The sequence below is a fragment of the Shewanella sp. 5_MG-2023 genome, assembly GCF_030547465.1.
In the GTDB taxonomy this organism is placed as follows: Bacteria; Pseudomonadota; Gammaproteobacteria; order Enterobacterales; family Shewanellaceae; genus Shewanella.
Genome location: NZ_JAUORC010000003.1, coordinates 74,039 through 91,764, shown reverse-complemented (window position 1 = coordinate 91,764; position 17,726 = coordinate 74,039). Strand labels below are relative to the sequence as shown.

The 17,726-nt window shown below is 41.1% G+C and carries 17 protein-coding genes; 14 read left to right on the top strand and 3 right to left on the bottom strand.

Annotated elements, in window-relative coordinates; genetic code table 11:
* Positions 1-24 precede the first annotated feature (24 nt).
* A complete protein-coding gene (locus Q4557_RS02275; RefSeq protein ID WP_102439248.1) occupies positions 25-1,101 on the bottom strand; it encodes an adenylate/guanylate cyclase domain-containing protein in 1,077 nt (358 codons plus the stop codon).
* 121 nt (positions 1,102-1,222) lie between these two features.
* Positions 1,223-1,888 (bottom strand): DNA mismatch repair endonuclease MutH, encoded by a 666-nt coding sequence (mutH, locus tag Q4557_RS02270; RefSeq protein ID WP_102439285.1) that lies wholly within the window; start codon positions 1,886-1,888, stop codon positions 1,223-1,225.
* A gap of 733 nt (positions 1,889-2,621) precedes the next feature.
* On the opposite strand from mutH, the gene rppH reads away from it, so the two are divergent.
* The 9 genes from rppH to Q4557_RS02225 all read left to right on the top strand — a co-directional run bounded on the left by rppH (position 2,622) and on the right by Q4557_RS02225 (position 11,088).
* Positions 2,622-3,140 carry an RNA pyrophosphohydrolase gene (rppH, locus tag Q4557_RS02265; RefSeq protein ID WP_076542529.1) on the top strand — a complete coding sequence of 173 codons (519 nt, stop codon included), beginning with the start codon at positions 2,622-2,624 and terminating at the stop codon, positions 3,138-3,140.
* A gap of 24 nt (positions 3,141-3,164) precedes the next feature.
* A complete protein-coding gene (gene ptsP, locus Q4557_RS02260; protein ID WP_303410409.1) occupies positions 3,165-5,399 on the top strand; it encodes a phosphoenolpyruvate--protein phosphotransferase in 2,235 nt (744 codons plus the stop codon).
* Between the two features lie 160 nt (positions 5,400-5,559).
* Positions 5,560-6,363, top strand: a complete 804-nt coding sequence (locus tag Q4557_RS02255; RefSeq protein WP_102439246.1) for a sulfite exporter TauE/SafE family protein — start codon at positions 5,560-5,562, stop codon at positions 6,361-6,363.
* A 75-nt stretch (positions 6,364-6,438) separates the two neighbouring features.
* Complete coding sequence (locus Q4557_RS02250) at positions 6,439-7,290, top strand: thymidylate synthase (protein WP_303410406.1); 852 nt, start codon at positions 6,439-6,441, stop codon at positions 7,288-7,290.
* Positions 7,291-7,791: 501 nt separating this feature from the next.
* Positions 7,792-8,964 (top strand): Na+/H+ antiporter NhaA, encoded by a 1,173-nt coding sequence (gene nhaA / locus Q4557_RS02245; protein WP_303410404.1) that lies wholly within the window; start codon positions 7,792-7,794, stop codon positions 8,962-8,964.
* 14 nt (positions 8,965-8,978) lie between these two features.
* Positions 8,979-9,365 (top strand): hypothetical protein, encoded by a 387-nt coding sequence (locus tag Q4557_RS02240; protein ID WP_102439243.1) that lies wholly within the window; start codon positions 8,979-8,981, stop codon positions 9,363-9,365.
* Positions 9,366-9,393: 28 nt separating this feature from the next.
* Entirely contained in the window at positions 9,394-10,326 is a 933-nt protein-coding gene (gene nhaR, locus Q4557_RS02235; RefSeq protein WP_076542538.1) for a transcriptional activator NhaR, read from the top strand.
* A 30-nt stretch (positions 10,327-10,356) separates the two neighbouring features.
* On the top strand, positions 10,357-10,605 hold the full coding sequence (locus Q4557_RS02230; protein WP_102439242.1) for a succinate dehydrogenase assembly factor 2: 249 nt from the start codon (positions 10,357-10,359) through the stop codon (positions 10,603-10,605).
* 51 nt (positions 10,606-10,656) lie between these two features.
* Complete coding sequence (locus Q4557_RS02225; RefSeq protein WP_102439241.1) at positions 10,657-11,088, top strand: protein YgfX; 432 nt, start codon at positions 10,657-10,659, stop codon at positions 11,086-11,088.
* An 11-nt stretch (positions 11,089-11,099) separates the two neighbouring features.
* On the opposite strand, the gene nadB is transcribed toward Q4557_RS02225, so the two are convergent.
* Positions 11,100-12,710, bottom strand: coding sequence for an L-aspartate oxidase (nadB, locus tag Q4557_RS02220; protein ID WP_102475609.1), 1,611 nt, complete (start codon positions 12,708-12,710; stop codon positions 11,100-11,102).
* Between the two features lie 224 nt (positions 12,711-12,934).
* Here nadB and rpoE point away from each other — a divergent pair, with 224 nt between their 5' ends.
* The 5 genes from rpoE to lepA all read left to right on the top strand — a co-directional run bounded on the left by rpoE (position 12,935) and on the right by lepA (position 17,678).
* A complete protein-coding gene (rpoE, locus tag Q4557_RS02215; protein ID WP_102439239.1) occupies positions 12,935-13,513 on the top strand; it encodes an RNA polymerase sigma factor RpoE in 579 nt (192 codons plus the stop codon).
* Positions 13,514-13,537: 24 nt separating this feature from the next.
* Positions 13,538-14,152 (top strand): sigma-E factor negative regulatory protein, encoded by a 615-nt coding sequence (locus tag Q4557_RS02210; protein WP_102439238.1) that lies wholly within the window; start codon positions 13,538-13,540, stop codon positions 14,150-14,152.
* 12 nt (positions 14,153-14,164) lie between these two features.
* Positions 14,165-15,097 (top strand): MucB/RseB C-terminal domain-containing protein, encoded by a 933-nt coding sequence (locus Q4557_RS02205; protein ID WP_102439237.1) that lies wholly within the window; start codon positions 14,165-14,167, stop codon positions 15,095-15,097.
* Positions 15,098-15,278: 181 nt separating this feature from the next.
* The gene (locus Q4557_RS02200) at positions 15,279-15,746 is read left to right on the top strand and encodes a SoxR reducing system RseC family protein (RefSeq protein ID WP_102439284.1); all 468 of its coding nucleotides are present in this window, start codon (positions 15,279-15,281) and stop codon (positions 15,744-15,746) included.
* A gap of 141 nt (positions 15,747-15,887) precedes the next feature.
* Positions 15,888-17,678, top strand: a complete 1,791-nt coding sequence (lepA, locus tag Q4557_RS02195; RefSeq protein ID WP_102475611.1) for a translation elongation factor 4 — start codon at positions 15,888-15,890, stop codon at positions 17,676-17,678.
* The last annotated feature ends 48 nt before the right edge of the window (positions 17,679-17,726 follow it).

The window sequence follows — 17,726 nt, the reverse complement described above, 5'->3', positions numbered from 1 at the left end:
TTTATCTTGTTTGGTGTTGTTTCATTAAGGGGTTATTTTCGGAGCTACACCAAATACTTCAATTTCGTGTTTTTTACCTTTTAGCATCATTGCACCTAAATCAGTTAAATCGTATTGGCTGGTTTGACGTTCTAAACGGTGGGCGACTTCACCGGAGATCAACATTCTCTGACCTAAAGGGTTACACTGATCTTGAAGCCTTGCGAGGGTATTGAGTACATCGCTAAAGTAGCTAATTTCTTGCTTATGAACGCCAACTACGGCAGCGACAACCTGACCACAATGGGCAGCAGCTTTAAATTTGGGTACAAAACCATAATGTTCTTCAAAGTAAGCGCGATGCCAGTTTAACTGTTGGCTGAATTCATAATAGATATTCATACAGCGATCTTCTTTAACACCTTCATCTAACGGCCAATGAATTAATACGGCATCACCCATATAACGGTAAATTTCAGCTTCATTATTGGTTACTGTATCTGCCAGCATGCTAAAACTATCTTGGATTAGACGACTGAAACGGTAATCACCTAATGTTTCTGCATGAGCGGTAGATGACACCATATCCACAAATAAAAATAGTCGGTGTTCATAACGTGGCTGGTGGTATTTACCTAAACCTATGTTAAGTAACACTCTTGGGCCTACAAGTAGCGCCATTTGTTCAATAAAGGCTAAGCCGACGCGTACCACGGCGAGATAAATCACTAAGGCCTGAAATGCTGGGCTGTATAAAATATGCGCAGTAAGCATTTGCCTTAGTGATACTAAATGGTTTTCTATGGCCCACATGTTTAAAAATTGGGTGACATAAGCCAGCGTCATGGCACCGAGTAGTAAAAATAGGCCTTTAAATATGACTGAAAAAATATAGGGCAGGCGGCTGATGGCGCTAAAATCGGCAATAAGGTTAGACATCCAATGCAGGCAGCCGAATACGAAGCCCATAAAAATAGCTAGCGTTGCTAAGTCTATTTTTCCGATGGCCCATTGAGGTAAATCAGGAGTTTGTGAATATCGGAAAAAGACAAATGCGCTCATGGCAATACACCATGCTAAAATCGCAAATAATAGCTTTCTTGTCTGACGACGTACTTTCACAGGATTATATCGAGTCCGTTGATATTTTAAGACAGGCTAGTTTATAGAAAATTCCCATACTTGTCATAGTGGTATTTACAATAGTTTTAATAAAAAGCCTTTATATTTACAGTTTGTAACGCTAACTAAATGCATTTGTTAGTATTTGGTGGGTAAAGTTGATCTTTAAATAGAAACCTCGGGGATTAGAGAGCTTAATCAGACCGTCTTCGGCAATTGACTCAGTTAATGCTTGGCTATTGGCTGCCTTTGGTCTTAGTTGTAATACTTCACCATGACGAGCGGTGATTTGCTCTACTTTTCCTATGGCGATTAATTCCATTATCTCTTCCCAGTCTTGCTTTAACTGGACATATTGTTGTTGATTGGGTTGCCATAATACTGGTGAGCCTATTTTTCGCTCAGCGACAGGGATACTTCTTTCACCCTGAATGGGGATCCACAGCACGTGTTGTAATTTATGATAAACCACACTGTCTTCCCAAGTGAGCCCTTGAATATTGGTCAGTGGGGCAACGGTGACATAGGTTGTTTCTATTGGTTTACCCTGTTTATCAATTGGAATGGTTTTTAACTCAATCCCCAAATGAAGAAAGTCTTGCTGTGGTTTTGAGCCTGCCGTTGCCCCTAGCTCCATTTCAATCAGTTGTCCTACCCAGCCTTTGTCTCTTCTTAAGTTTTCTGGCACGTTTACGCCATGCTCTTTTGCTATGTCACCTAAACTGACACCAGCCATGTCATAGGCTCTTTGCATCAATTCATCGATTGAGTTTGGTGGGGTATTCATCATGGAGCAATGTCTTACTTTTAAAAGTTCGCGTGTATTAAAGTGTACTGTTTTATCTATTATTTTAAAATGACAACTACTGGTTGTTTTTTGAGCGCCTTGGCAGGTTAAAGTTATCCAAGGTTTTGCAGTAATATATTGCTTTGTTTATTAACGACTTTTATGAATGCTGGTGAGTTTGTTTGACCATTTTATAAAGTTACACTCCTTTTGCTCCACTATTTCACACACACTTATCCACAGAATGAATGAATAACTTTAATTTGTTTATGCTTAGCGGATATTTTTTTGACAGTCAATGGTGAAAAATAGCTTTATTTTGATATTTATAAAATAAATATGTTGTTTTTTGTGTATAACTTATTTCGCCTGTATGGCCACAATTAATAATTACCTTTGCTGTTTAAAAAGTGACCTCTTGTGTGATTTAATTATAAGTTAACAATGCTCCAAAAGGTCAAGTTGTTGTATTAATTCGTTTTTTCGCTGTTGATTTGGTTTTGTTAAGGACAGTGGCTGTCACTGTAATTTAGCCTGTTTAGAGTTATTTTAGAGTTTCAAACAGAGATATCCACAGATTTTGTGGATAATAATGATAACTAAGGTCATCATCTGTTGATAAAAGTTGCTAAGGGCTTATTTTATCCAAGTGTTCTATTGAAATAGTCGTTTGCCCGTAGGCGAGCTTTATGAAACAATCTAGTCATTAATTTGTAGTGAAATTGGAGTCCATGTGATTGATAGCGACGGCTTTCGCGCAAATGTGGGCATTATTATCTGTAACAAATATGGTCAAGTAATGTGGGCCAGACGGTTTGGACAACATTCATGGCAATTTCCTCAAGGCGGTGTAGATGATGGTGAAACCCCAGAACAAGCCATGTACCGAGAATTGTATGAAGAAGTCGGTCTTAAACCTGAAAATGTGCAAATTTTAACGTCAACACGTTCATGGCTGAGATATCGTTTGCCTAAGAGGTTAATTAGGCAAGAAAGTAAACCAGTTTGTATTGGTCAAAAACAAAAGTGGTATCTATTACAACTGAAAGGCAGTGACGACACCATTAATTTGAATTCCTGTGGTCATCCAGAGTTTGATGATTGGCGTTGGGTGAATTATTGGTATCCAGTCAGACAAGTCGTTTCTTTTAAGCGTGATGTTTACCGTAAAGTTATGAAGGAGTTTTCCTCTATTACATTGGCATTTCAAGGCCGCGAGCCTAGCCGAAAAAGAGGCCGTTATAGAAATTAGCTGATCAAAAAAGGATGTGAAGCAGTGCTAAATACGCTTAGGGATATTACACAGTCTGTCGCCAGTGCTAATAGCTTAGAGACGGCATTGTCATTATTGGTTTCCCAAACCAAGTTGGCAATGCAAACGCACTGCTGTTCTATTTATATTCTTGAACAGCAACAATTGGTGCTTTCTGCTACAGAGGGCCTTGCACCTAATTCCATCAATCGTGTCAAAATGCCTTTATCTGAAGGCTTAGTGGGCTTAGCGGCAGAAAAAGAAGAAGCTGTTAACCTTGCCGATGCAAAATCACACCCCAGATTTAAACTATTTCCTGAAGTTGAAGAAGAAGAGTACCGCGCATTTCTGGCAGTACCTATAATCTTTCAAAAACAGGTTGTCGGCGTCATTGTGGTGCAGCAACCGCAGCCGAGACAGTTTAGTGAAAATGAAGAAGCCTTTTTGATGACTTTGGCGGCCCAACTAGCGGTTGTGGTACGTAATTTGAAAAACAAAGCTGCGATCAGTAATGTTCAACAACAAGTCGTCTTCAAAGGTACTTCAGCGTCAAAAGGTATCGCCATTGCTGATGGCTTTGTGCTTGGTGGTGCTATCTCTCTCGATCAGCCCGAAGAACAAGCCACAGACTTAGCAACAGAAATTCAGCGTCTAAAAGCTGCTATGCAACGCTGTAGTGATATTATCAGCACTTTATCCCAACGTTTTGATCGTGAAAATGTAGATGATGTGGCCTCTATTTTTTCTGCTTTACAATTACTGTTAGGTGAAGCCAGTCTTGGTGGCGAGTATCTACGGGAAGTGAATTTAGGTTGGCAAGCCGAATCTGCCGTTAGCCGGGTGTCTAAACGCTATATTGAGCAGTTTATCGCGATGGAAGACCCGTATTTAAAAGAGCGGGCCAGTGATATTCGTGAATTAGGCCAAAAAGTTTTACGCCAATTAATCGAACCAGACAAAATAGAACTCGCACCTGATAAACCGGTCATACTGGTGGCGAAAGAGGTTGATGCCACATTATTAGCAGAGTTTCCTCGAGGAAAACTTGCAGGAATAGTCACAGAACTTGGCGGGGTAAATGCCCACGCAGCAATATTGGCAAGAGCCTTGGGTGTGCCAGCAATTGTTGGTGTTGATCAGGTTTTATCTGCAGATGTTGACAATAAAAAGTTAGTGCTAAATGCCAATAGCGGCCAATTATTAATTTCGCCATCTGATGCCATTATTCATGAATATCTTTGCTTAATTTCTGAGAGTAAAGCCCAGCAACGACAATTTTCTGCTGAAATATCCTTACCCGCTGAAACCTTAGACGGTCAAAGAATACAGCTTTATTTGAATGCCGGTTTATTAAGTGGTTTAAGCACCGATATGGCAGAAGGCGCTGATGGTATTGGACTGTACCGCACTGAAATTCCCTTTATGCTGCATCAACGCTTTCCCAGTGAACTTGAGCAAGTTCAAGTTTATAAACAAGTGCTATCGGCAGCGCGAGACAGACCTGTGGTGATGCGCACCCTTGATGTGGGCGGTGATAAACCATTGCCTTATTTTCCTATCACAGAAGATAATCCTTTTTTAGGCTGGCGTGGCATCCGCTTATCTTTAGATCATCCAGAACTGTTTTTAATGCAATTACGCGCGATGTTGACAGCCAATGCTGACTCTTCACAATTGCAGATATTGTTGCCTATGGTCAGTAATTTAGACGAAATCGATCGAACATTACTTTACCTAGAACAGGCATATTCAGAGCTGACTGAAGAGCTCGCAAGAGAAATACCCAAACCTAAAATAGGGGTAATGCTTGAAGTCCCATCTTTGCTTTTCCAATTAGAAGATGTGGCTAAAAGAGTTGATTTTGTTTCTGTAGGTAGTAATGACTTAACCCAGTATTTGCTTGCGGTGGATAGAAATAACCCCAGTGTCAGTTCATTATTTGATAGTTTTCACCCTGGCGTATTAAGGGCGCTAAAATGGACTATTACTGACTGTAACCGTTTTCAGCTTGATGCCAGTATTTGCGGTGAACTTGCTGGCGAGCCCATGGGCGCCTTATTGTTAGTGGCTATGGGCTACGAAAAACTCAGTATGAACCAAGGCAGTATTGCGCGGATAAACTATCTACTTAGACGGATTAACAAAGCTGAACTTGAGCGATTACTAGACCAGGTATTAAGCTTGTCTAATGGTGAGCAAGTCAGGCAATTATTGAATCTATATTTGCAACAGCTTAATTTGCTGTCGATTTTAGACTAATGACAGGCCAACGTGACGCTTATTGCAGTAATTTCAAATCAGCAATTTAAAATCTGCAAGTTGAAATAAAAATACTGAAGCAAAGTTAGTTAATTAAACAAGTTGATAAAAGCAACTTGGCTAAGTCAATTTACACATTTTTCATTGTTAGGGCTGTACGTTGGACAATATATTGTTAGTTTTTTCACTTTGCTTGTTATTAGGCGCAGTGGTTGGATTTTTTGCTGGTTTGTTAGGCATAGGTGGCGGGCTTATTATTGTACCGGCACTGATTTATTTACTGCCCTGGATAGGCATTGAGTCCAGCCAGCTCACCCATGTAGCCATTGCCACCTCGTTAGCCTCAATTATTATGACCTCGTTTAGCTCTGCTATTGCCCATCATAGACACGGTAATATCCCTTGGGAGCTTTTTAAGCCCATGTTGCCGGGTATTGTGGTTGGTGCGTTAGCATCGGCTTTTATCTCAGAACAAATAGCTGCCAATGTATTACAGCAGGCTTTCTCGATATTTGTCACAGTGATGGCAATACAAATGGCATTTCCATTAAAACCCAAAGCCGTAGCGAAAGTGCCAAGTTTTAAGCTGATGTTTATCGTTTCAATGCTAATAGCTGTTGTTGCCGGCTTAATGGGCATTGGCGGCGGGGTACTGCTGGTGCCTTTCTTGTGCTATTGCGGTTTACAAATGCGTCAAGCGGTTGGCTTTGCGTCGGTAACAGGTTTTTTAATCGCGATAGCGGGTACTGCGGGCTATGTTATTGCCGGATTAAATGCCACTGACTTACCCACTTGGACAGTCGGTTATATTTATATTCCCGCATTAGTGGGGATCATCATTACCTCTATGCTTATTGCACCTTTAGGGGTAAAGGCCGCCAGTATTTGGCCAACGCCGATACTGAAAAAGATATTCGCAGTTTTGCTGATGGTAATAGGTTTAAAGCTCGCGCTTTCTGCTTAAAAAAATTACACTAGCCACGAGTTTTGATAATTAATATTCTGCAAATAATAAACGTTTTAATAATAGGACAATAAAATGCGTCAGTATTTAGATCTCTGCAACCACATCGTTGAAAACGGCCACTGGATTGAAAATAAACGTACAGGTAAGCGCTGTTTAACGGTGATCAATGCAGATTTACAATACGATGTTGCCAATAATCAATTTCCCATTATTACGACTCGTAAAAGCTTCTGGAAGGCTGCAATTGCTGAGCTTATTGGCTACATTCGTGGTTACGATAATGCCGCTGATTTTCGCGCCATCGGCACTAAAACCTGGGATATGAACGCCAATGACAACCAAAGTTGGTTAAACAATCCACACCGCAAAGGTGAGGATGATATGGGCCGAGTATACGGAGTGCAAGGAAGACGCTGGCAAAAACCTTGTGGTGGAAGCGTTGATCAGCTTGCTAAAATTGTCGATAACTTATCTAAAGGGGTTGACGATCGTGGTGAGATTACCACTTTCTATAATCCTGGTGAGTTTGACATGGGCTGCTTAAGACCTTGTATGCATACTCATACTTTTTCGCTTCTCGGTGATACCCTTTACCTAACAAGCTATCAGCGTTCATGTGATGTGCCTTTGGGGCTTAACTTTAATCAAATTCAGGTGTACACCTTTTTAGCACTAATGGCGCAGATCACTGGAAATAAGCCAGGTCTGGCTTATCACAAGATCATCAATGCGCACATTTATGAAGATCAACTTGAATTGATGAAAACTGAGCAACTTGTCCGTGATCCATTCCCATCGCCACAGTTGAATATTAATCCTGATATAAAAAGTTTACGTGACTTGGAAACTTGGGTCACCATGGATGACTTTGAAGTGATTGGTTACCAACATCACGAAGCAATTAAGTATCCCTTCTCCGTATAAATCACATTTCAGCCATCATTTCACCCAATGGCTTTGGTTTACATCTAAACCAAAGCGATTGTCTTCTACTGCGCAAAGTATCGACGATTTTTAAACCCGATAATGAAAATAACAGCTAACCTTTAATGATTTTATGGGGACAGTGTATGCAAAACAGCCTCATTGCTAAGTTGCTTTTTAAGACTAAAAAGACAATGTTAGTTAATAATGCTTGTGATAATAATTTTGCAGAGTATTGTAAATAAAAGATTAATTAATTTAGCTGATTGTATTTTTATTCAGCAGTTGATATTTTTTTCAAGAAGCTTGTTGGTAATTGATTAGCTTAAAAAAGCGATATGTTGGCAATTTGGGCTCACGTTAATACACTTAAATGTGATCTTGTTCGTGTTATTTTGTTTGATACCTCGGAAATCCCGATATATAAGACCCAAACTAACGATTATGATTGTTTGAATAATTCCGCTAGACTCGAATTAATTGTTTTTTGTGGAGAAAATTATGGAACGTGCAATTAAGAATTTCTTAAGTCAAGAATCTGCAGGGGGTATCATTTTGATGATCTCTGTAGTGCTGGCGATGTTAATGGCAAATTCGCCATTAGCGGGTTTATACAGTGGTTTTCTTGATACAGAAGTCCAAGTACGTATCGGTTCACTGGATATAGATAAGCCATTACTGTTGTGGATTAATGATGGTCTTATGGCGTTATTCTTCCTACTAATTGGTTTAGAAGTTAAACGTGAACTGCTAGAAGGTGCGCTTTCAAGCGTTTCAAAAGCATCATTACCTACCTTTGCTGCTATTGGTGGTATGTTGTTCCCAGCGTTATTTTATTTAGCGTTCAACTACTCAGATCCTGTGACTCAAGTGGGCTGGGCAATTCCAGCTGCGACTGATATTGCCTTTGCACTCGGTATCATGGCGCTACTTGGTAGCCGTGTTCCGGTGGCATTGAAAGTCTTTTTACTTGCATTAGCCATTATCGATGACTTGGGCGTAATCGTCATTATCGCACTATTTTACAGTGCTGATTTATCGATGGTAAGCTTGATTGTTGCAGCTATTTCAATTGTATTAATGGTTGCTCTGAACCGCAAAGGTGTCAGCTCACTGATCCCTTACGGTTTACTTGGTCTGATCTTATGGGTTGCAGTGCTTAAATCTGGCGTACATGCCACATTAGCAGGTGTGATTATTGCGTTCTGTATTCCATTGCGGGCTAAAGACGGCTCATCACCATCTGAGCATTTAGAGCATAGCCTACACCCTTGGAGCACCTTCTTCATTCTACCCGTATTCGCCTTTGCCAATGCAGGCTTATCACTTGCAGGTATGAGCGTAACCTCGTTAGTTGAGCCAGTAACTATCGGTATTATCTTAGGCCTACTATTAGGTAAGCCTGTAGGTGTATTACTGTTTAGTTATGTTGCGGTAAAACTAAAATTAGCTGAATTACCACCAGGAATTGGCTGGAGTCAAATTATCCCTGTGGCAGTGATGACTGGTATTGGTTTCACTATGTCAGTATTTATTTCGTCGCTTGCCTTTGATGGTGCACCTGATCAATATGGTGATTTTGCAAGATTAGGTATTTTAACCGGTTCAATGCTAGCTGCATTAGTGGGTTATTTCTGGTTAAACAAGGTGCTTCCTAAAGCTGAAGCAAAATAAGCTGGAGTGATTAAATGAAACTTAAACTGCTAATGTTAGCCTTTGCTATTGGGGCCGTTGTTCCTGCCCAAGCAACGTCATTCAATGTTTGTCAAAAGGATGTTGAATCAAGCGAGTGTAAAAGTTACTTAGATGGTGTGGTTGATGGTGCATTGATGTACCACGACGACGCTTCTGCTAGCCGATTAGACGCTGATAGTGGCTATGAGTCTCGAGCGCTTAAATACCGCGCAGGTAAACGCTATCAAGAGGCTAACCGCAGTTTTTGTGCAGAAAGAGTCCCTGACAAGGCAGATATTGTTTTGGCCATTCAAGAACAAACGGCCAATAAAAACATCAATGACCTAAATGAGTTGTCGATATTAATTGATAGCTTGTTGAACTGCCAGAGACTAAAATAAGTCATCTTTCATTAGCTGGCTTATATGAATGCAACATTTAAATTATAACCATCTATATTATTTTTGGATGGTTAGAAAGAAAGGGACGGTAGCCAAGGCTGCCGTCGCTTTATGTTTAGCCCCGCAAACTATCACAGGTCAAATTCGCGCTTTAGAAGAACGCCTCAATGGCAGTCTATTTAAACGTGTCGGCCGCAACCTTGAATCCACCGAACTTGGTGAAATCGTATTTCGTTATGCTGATAAGATGTTTAGTCTAAGCTACGAAATGATCGATTTACTCTCTTATCAAAAAGATGACTCAGTGTTATTTGAAGTGGGTATTGCTGATGCCCTGTCTAAAGCCTTAGCCAGTCGCGTTTTACTGACAGTGATCCCAAGTGACGGTTCAATGCATTTGAGCTGTTATGAATCAACCCATGAAAGCCTGATAGCAAGGTTACGTGAACATAAATTAGATATGATTTTATCTGATTGTGCTGGCGTATCACTTAAATACCCTGAAATCTTATCCAAAAAGTTAGGCGAGTGCGGTATTAGCTTTTTCTCTTCATCAAAGCCCTCTGCTGACTTTCCAGCATGTCTTGAGCAAGAGAAATTACTGATCCCAGGCAAGCGTACTTCCCTTGGGCAACAGTTACATCGCTGGTTTGCTGAAAAAAATCTTAATGTGAGTATTTTAGGTGAGTTTGATGATGCAGCTATGATGAAAGCATTTGGTTTGTTTAAGCGCGGTATATTTGTTGCTCCCTCTATTTATCGTCATGATATACTCTCCCAAGGCATGGTATTACTGGGTGAAACCACTGATATTAAAGAAGAGTATCATGTCATGTTTGCTGAGAGGATGATTCAACACCCTGCGGTTCAACGCTTGTTAGAAACAGACTTTAATGATTTGTTTGCTGGTGTTGATCCACAAGTTCAAGATGTTGAGCATCGAAGTTTGCAACATCTATAAAGTATCCGAAGAGATGTTAGGAGAAGTACATTGGAATTAATGAATATAGCAAGAGTGCGCTGGGCTTGTCGAAGAGGGATGCTTGAGTTAGATGTTCTTTTTCAACCTTTTGTAGAGCAACATTACCAAGCTTTAGCTGATAAAGATAAGCAAACCTTCATTGATTTATTAGCCTGTGAAGACCCTGAGTTATTTGCTTGGTTTATGGGGCATGAAGTTTGCCCTGATGCTGCTATGGCTGACATGATAGTTACGGTTCGTGGTCGCCCTCAACCATAAGCTAGTTTATAGCGATATGAGCTTACTGCAAAAGATGAAGGTGCTTAACTGATGCATTTCAGCTTAAGCGCTTCATTTAATCAATTTTTATCACATATTGTATTGCTCTGTGTGTGTTTAAGCAGCTTTATTCTTTGGCCAGATTATCGCCACTGGGCTTATCAACTGGCATTCTATTTTATTCTTATCTCGTATCTGGCTTTTTTTGTCGCTCATCTGTTGGCGTTAAGGCATTGGCGTTGCCAATTTTCTTTACTTGATGCAAGTAAAGGTAAGTTATCCCAAGGGCAAGAATTTCAATTATGGCGCAGTTCAATAGTCACTGTATTTGCTACAGTGATGTTTATTGAACTTGACGTTTTAGATGAGCGGGGAGTTGCAACTCGGGGAAAAAGGCAGTTATTAATTGTCTGGAGCGACATGCTTGACGACAGCAGTTACCGAAACCTGTGTCGTCAATTAATCGCATATCAAAAGCGTTAATAATCTTAACGCTATCGTTCAGGTTGTAAAATAGTTGGCTTTGGATTATCGACTTGCTCTGGGTAATCGGCATTATAGTGTAGGCCACGACTTTCTTTTCTTTCCATGGCGCAGCGAATGATTAACTCAGCTACTTGAACCAAGTTTCTCAATTCCAGTAAATTGTTACTGACTCTGAAGTTACTATAATATTCTTGAATTTCTTGTTGTAACAATGCGCAGCGGCGTAGCGCGCGCTCCAAGCGTTTATCGGTTCTAACAATTCCTACATAATCCCACATGAATAAACGCAGTTCATGCCAGTTATGGGCAATGACCACTTCTTCATCTGAGTTACTAACCTGACTTTCATCCCAGAGTGGCACAGGCCCTGGTGTCGGCACTTTTTCAAGCAAGCTTTCAATATCTTGAGCAGCAGCTCTAGCAAAAACCAAGCACTCTAATAAGGAGTTACTGGCCAGTCGGTTGGCACCATGTAAGCCGGTGTAGGCTACTTCACCAATGGCATATAGGCCATTGATATCAGTTTGACCATGCAAATCTGTCATGACGCCGCCGCAGGTGTAATGGGCTGCAGGCACCACAGGGATGGGATCGGTGGTGATATCAATACCAAATTCTAAACAGCGACTGTAAATCGTGGGAAAATGTTTGATGACAAATTCAGCGGGTTTATGGCTGATATCTAAATACAGACAATCAGCACCCAAGCGCTTCATTTCATAATCGATTGCCCTTGCCACAATATCACGGGGAGCAAGTTCCGCGCGTTCATCAAATTCAGGCATAAAACGGCTACCATCAGGTCGTTTTAAATATGCGCCCTCACCACGTAATGCTTCAGTGAGCAGATAATTTCTAGCATCAGCATGATACAAGCAAGTTGGATGAAATTGATTAAACTCCATGTTGGCAATACGGCAACCCGCTCGCCAAGCCATGGCGATTCCGTCACCACTAGCAATATCCGGATTAGAAGTATATTGATATACCTTTGAACAGCCACCTGTCGCGATAGCAACAAATTTGGCTGTTACCGTTTCAACGTGCTCAGCATCGCGGTTCCAAATATAAGCACCCACTACACGATTACCGGGGCGGTTTAATTTGCGAGTGGTGATTAGGTCAATGGCATTATATCGTTCAAGGACCTTAATGTTCGGGTGCGCGATTGCGCGTTCTTGCAAGGTTGTTTGTACGGCTTTTCCTGTTGCATCGGCTGAGTGCAAAATACGTCGATGGCTGTGACCACCTTCACGAGTCAAATGATAAGGTGCTGCGCTTTGATCGCCGTCAGTTTCTTCTTTATCAAATGCCACACCGCATTGAATTAACCATTGCATCGACTTTTTGGCATTTTCAGCCGTGTAAGTCACCACTTCTTTGTCACAAAGTCCTGCGCCAGCAATGAGCGTGTCGTTAACATGTGATTCAATAGTGTCCGATTCATCGAATACAGATGCGATTCCACCTTGGGCATAATAAGTCGAACCTTCCGCCAAAGGGCCTTTAGAAAGTAAAATAACTTTAGACTTTTCAGCTAGATGCAGGGCAAGTGTTAATCCTGCTGCACCGCTACCTATAACCAAAATATCAGACTGGTGTTCAACTGCTTGTTTCATAAGGTATCATGGAGTACTTAATATGTTCCTCAATGGTAAATCAATTACGCTTTTTTGGGTACTTAGACATTACTATTAGATGGGGTAATCGCTAATTTTTTAATTAAATTAATTTTTTTTCATTCAATATCGAACTTTTTCAAAGCATGCGAGTCTACTTTAATGTGAATATGATTCGAGCGACTGAGAAATCAGTATTATAGATTTAGGAGTAGTCGGCTCGGATGAGTGGACAAATAAGTGATCAACAGTTAGTTGAACGTGTTCAGCGTGGTGATAAAAACGCCTTCAATTTGCTAGTCCAAAAATACCAAAATAAGGTAATGAGCTTAATTTCGAGATACATACGAAACCAAGCGGACATAGCAGATGTTGCACAAGAAGCCTTTATTAAAGCTTACCGTGCATTACCCAACTTTCGGGGTGAAAGTGCTTTTTATACTTGGCTTTACCGTATTGCAGTAAACACTGCAAAAAATCATTTGGTTTCTCAGAGCAGAAAAACACCGGCTAACAGTGTTGACGCCGAAGAAGCTGAATACTACGAAGGCAGCGATGCATTAAAGGAATTTGCTTCACCAGAACGCTTGGTGTTATCAGATGAAATTAATCGGGTGATTTTTGAAACGTTAGAAACGTTGCCAGAAGAATTGAAAATTGCAATATCATTACGAGAACTCGATGGTATGAGTTACGAGGATATTGCCAATATCATGGATTGTCCTGTTGGGACGGTGAGATCAAGGATCTTCCGCGCACGGGAATCAATCGATAAAAAACTCCAGCCTTTGCTGGAACAGTAACAGTCTTTATGACATGGGTGAAAAATGCTTAAATCAGGTCAAGAATGGGTTTCATCAGCAGTTGACGGCGAAGTTGATGCAAAAACATTAGCGGAATTGTCAGCAGACGAAGGCTCACATAGCAAATGGCAAAACTATCACATGATAGGCGATGCAATGCGCGGCGAGTTACCACAGACAATTGATTTGGATCTTTCTGCTAATATTGCAGCGGCAATAGAATTAGAGCCAGCCATTATTGCACCTCAGACTCAAACAACTTCAGTACATGATACTGAAACCGTGAACGAGACTAAGAAAGATAATGTGGTACCGTTTTTCAAACAGTTTGGTCAATATGCAATTGCTGCAACTGTGGCTATGGTAGCAATTGTTGGTGTGCAAAATTATGAGCAAGACCCAAGTGTCGACTCACCATTACCTGTGTTAAATACTCGTCCTTTAATTGGGACTGCGTCACCTGTTAGTCTCCAAACTGGGGCTGTACAAAATCAATCTAATATCAGTAACGATAATATGGTTGAGCAACGTCGCCGTATAAATTCTTATATCCAAGACCATATGCTACAACAAAGGTTGAATTCAGGTGCGGTTGTGGACAACAATAGCGAAATTGAACTAAACGATTTTAATCATTAATTCGGAGTTAGCTTGCGTCTAATCCTGTTAGTACTTGCTGTATTGGCTTTCCCTAGTATTGCCGAAGAAGAAAAATCAGCGAAAGCTTGGCTTGAAAGTATGAGCCAAGCATTACAAACCAAACAATTCAAATCTTCTATTATTCAACTGCAAGCCGACCACATACGACCACTGGTTTATCTGCATGGTACGGTCAATGATAAAGAAGTCGCTTTTCTAGAGTACCTCAATGGCCCCCCTAAAAATGCGGTCAGAGTTGCTGATACGGTAACATTTATTGAGCATGACCAACCGGCATACAGCATCAGCGCTCCCCGTATTCAAGGTCTTTGGCCTGCTATTTTTGCATCTAATATCAATTCTTTAGAGCAGGGGTATCAATTTGTTTTAGGTGGAAGAAGCCGTATAGCTGGGCGCCCTGGGCAAATGATCCGCATTATTCCGGTTGATGAACACCGCTTTATGTCACAAGTTTGGGTGGACATGGAAACCCATTTACCACTGCGTTATGACATGATTAACCAAGACAAACAGCTTATTGAGCAAATGATGGTCATTGAGCTAATAGAGCTTGGTGAGCCAGCGAGCATTTTAGTCGAAGCTGAAAAGCAAGAACTGCCGCCTGTGATGAACCCAGCTGAACGGATTGAAGGACAGAATTGGCAATTTACTTGGTTACCTGCAGGGTTTCATTTAGTAGTAAAAGATCATCACCGCTTACTTGGCAGTGATGAATCAGTTGAATATATCGCTTTAACCGATGGCTTAGTTAACATTTCAGTGTATGTGGCCAGAATGGGTGATAGTCCAATGCCTGATGAGCTAATTACCCGCAACGGCCTTTCAATGGTGGTTGAGCAAGTGGGCAATGTTGAAGTAGTTGCTGTGGGTAAAGTGCCTGCAGATACGCTTAATCGTATTGCTAAAAGCCTAGTGTTGAAATAAAGATTCTTGAAATAAATGGTCTTGAAATAACGAGTATTAAAGTAACTAGCCATAAAACAAGCGTTAAAATAAGTGCTAGAATCACTAGCACTTAACCTACAGGGCGCCTTTCGCTATGACTCAACAAGTAGACTCAACATCAGCGCAAAAACCTCAATCACCTCCAGCATTATCGCAATCGATGTTGGAGGAGGTGGCGACGGTAATCGCTTACGATCCCAAAGGGTGGGTCACCGTTGAGATTGAACTTAAGAGTGCTTGTAATCATTGTTCAAGCAGTGACAATTGTGGCACCTCAACGGTTGCTAAAGCCTTTTCGATTAAAAAGCAGCAATTCTCTCTGATGGCAGAACAAGCCTGCGAAGCGGGTGATTTACTGAAACTTGCTCTGCCTGAATCCGTGATATTAAAAGCAGCAATGCTGGTTTATATCACTCCTTTAGTTGGGTTATTTTTAGGCGCTATTATGGGGCAGGGCTTAGCTGGTCTTTTGGATATCAACACTGACCATGGCGCAATGATGCTTGCAGCGATAGGCAGTTTCATGGCTTGGAAAGCCGGTAAAAGCAAAGCGCTAACGCTTGAAAAAGCCTCGACGCCCATCATTACAGCGTATTTAGGCCAAGGGATCAGCCTTTCGCGGGGGTAGATAGCATTATTTATCAGATATGAAGGGTGATTTTATTATTGTTTTTTGTCCAGTTATTGATTGTGATTGGTATTAACCCCTTTATCAGGTACAATTCAACCTCATTATATCCACCATTTTAGTAGTAGCCATTTCACCCACATGAAACACATTAGAAACTTCTCAATTATTGCCCATATCGACCATGGCAAATCAACATTGTCTGATCGCCTTATCCAATTTTGTGGTGGTTTATCAGACCGTGAAATGGACGTTCAAGTTCTCGATTCTATGGATATCGAACGTGAGCGCGGCATTACCATTAAAGCGCAGAGTGTTACCCTCGACTATAAAGCCGATGATGGTGAAACTTATCAGCTGAACTTCATTGATACACCCGGCCACGTTGACTTCTCTTATGAAGTATCCCGTTCACTTGCTGCGTGTGAAGGTGCATTGCTAGTAGTTGATGCCGGTCAAGGCGTTGAAGCACAGACACTTGCAAACTGTTACACCGCCTTAGAAATGGATCTTGATGTGGTACCGATTTTAAATAAAATCGATTTACCTCAAGCCGATCCTGAGCGTGTCGCTGCAGAAATCGAAGATATTGTTGGTATCGATGCTATGGAAGCTGTGCGCTGCTCAGCTAAAACGGGTATCGGTATTAAAGATGTACTAGAAGTCATCGTATCGGATATCCCACCACCAGAAGGTGATATCGATGCACCACTTCAAGCGCTGATTATTGATTCATGGTTTGATAGTTACCTTGGTGTTGTCTCGTTAGTACGTATTAAGCATGGCGTCTTGAAAAAAGGTGACAAGTTTAAAGTTATGTCTACCGGTCAAAACTACAATGCTGACCGTGTTGGTATCTTTACGCCTAAACAAACAGATACACCTGAGCTTAAAGCCGGTGAAGTTGGCTTTGTTATTTCGGGCATTAAAGAAATTCACGGCGCACCAGTAGGTGATACCTTAACTCACGCTAAACATGGTGCCGAAGAGCCTTTACCTGGGTTTAAAAAGGTTACACCGCAAGTTTATGCCGGTGTATTCCCAATTTCGACAGATGAGTTTGAAAGCTTCCGTGATGCATTAAACAAGCTAAGCTTGAACGATGCATCGCTGTTTTTCGAGCCTGAATCATCTTCAGCATTAGGTTTTGGTTTCCGTATTGGTTACCTTGGCTTATTGCACATGGAAATCATTCAAGAGCGTCTTGAGCGTGAATACAACCTTGATTTGATTACCACAGCACCGACGGTTGTTTATGAAGTTCAATTGAACAATGGTGAGGTGGTGTATGTAGATAACCCATCAGATTTACCGCCAATCAATAACATCGACATGATCCGTGAACCTATTGTTGAAGCAAACATGTTGGTGCCTAAAGAGTACTTGGGTAACGTTATCACTTTATGTGTCGAGAAGCGTGGCGTACAAACCAATATGGTTTATCACGGTAATCAAGTTTCTGTGACTTACGAATTGCCAATGGCTGAAGTCGTCATGGATTTCTTTGATAGATTGAAATCAACCAGTCGTGGTTATGCCTCATTAGAGTATAACTTTATTCGTTTTGAAGAAGCGGATATGGTGCGTTTAGATATCTTGATCAATGGTGACAGAGTTGATGCGCTAGCAATGGTTATTCATCGTTCAAACATTCGTCATCGCGGCTTAGCTTTAGTTGATAAAATGAAAGAGCTGATCCCAAGACAGATGTTTGATATCGCGATTCAAGCTGCGGTGGGTAGTCAGATTATTGCCCGCTCAAACATTAAAGCAATGCGTAAAGACGTTACCGCTAAATGTTATGGTGGTGATGTCTCGCGTAAGAAGAAACTACTAAATAAGCAAAAAGAAGGTAAGAAGCGCATGAAGCAAGTCGGTAACGTTGAAGTGCCTCAAGAAGCGTTCTTAGCTGTATTGAAACTTAATGATTAATCCTGCATAGGTTTCATTAGAGTTCAGATAACGCCGCAGTTTGCGGCG

Coding starts and splice junctions, on each gene's coding strand:
- mutH (WP_102439285.1), bottom strand. CDS start 1,888: ATGAATACCCCACCAAACTCAATCGATGAATTGATGCAAAGAGCCTAT.
- Q4557_RS02250 (WP_303410406.1), top strand. CDS start 6,439: ATGCGTCAGTATTTAGATCTCTGCAACCACATCGTTGAAAACGGCCAC.
- nhaA (WP_303410404.1), top strand. CDS start 7,792: ATGGAACGTGCAATTAAGAATTTCTTAAGTCAAGAATCTGCAGGGGGT.
- Q4557_RS02240 (WP_102439243.1), top strand. CDS start 8,979: ATGAAACTTAAACTGCTAATGTTAGCCTTTGCTATTGGGGCCGTTGTT.
- nhaR (WP_076542538.1), top strand. CDS start 9,394: ATGCAACATTTAAATTATAACCATCTATATTATTTTTGGATGGTTAGA.
- Q4557_RS02225 (WP_102439241.1), top strand. CDS start 10,657: ATGCATTTCAGCTTAAGCGCTTCATTTAATCAATTTTTATCACATATT.
- nadB (WP_102475609.1), bottom strand. CDS start 12,710: ATGAAACAAGCAGTTGAACACCAGTCTGATATTTTGGTTATAGGTAGC.
- rpoE (WP_102439239.1), top strand. CDS start 12,935: ATGAGTGGACAAATAAGTGATCAACAGTTAGTTGAACGTGTTCAGCGT.
- Q4557_RS02210 (WP_102439238.1), top strand. CDS start 13,538: ATGCTTAAATCAGGTCAAGAATGGGTTTCATCAGCAGTTGACGGCGAA.
- Q4557_RS02200 (WP_102439284.1), top strand. CDS start 15,279: ATGTTGGAGGAGGTGGCGACGGTAATCGCTTACGATCCCAAAGGGTGG.
- lepA (WP_102475611.1), top strand. CDS start 15,888: ATGAAACACATTAGAAACTTCTCAATTATTGCCCATATCGACCATGGC.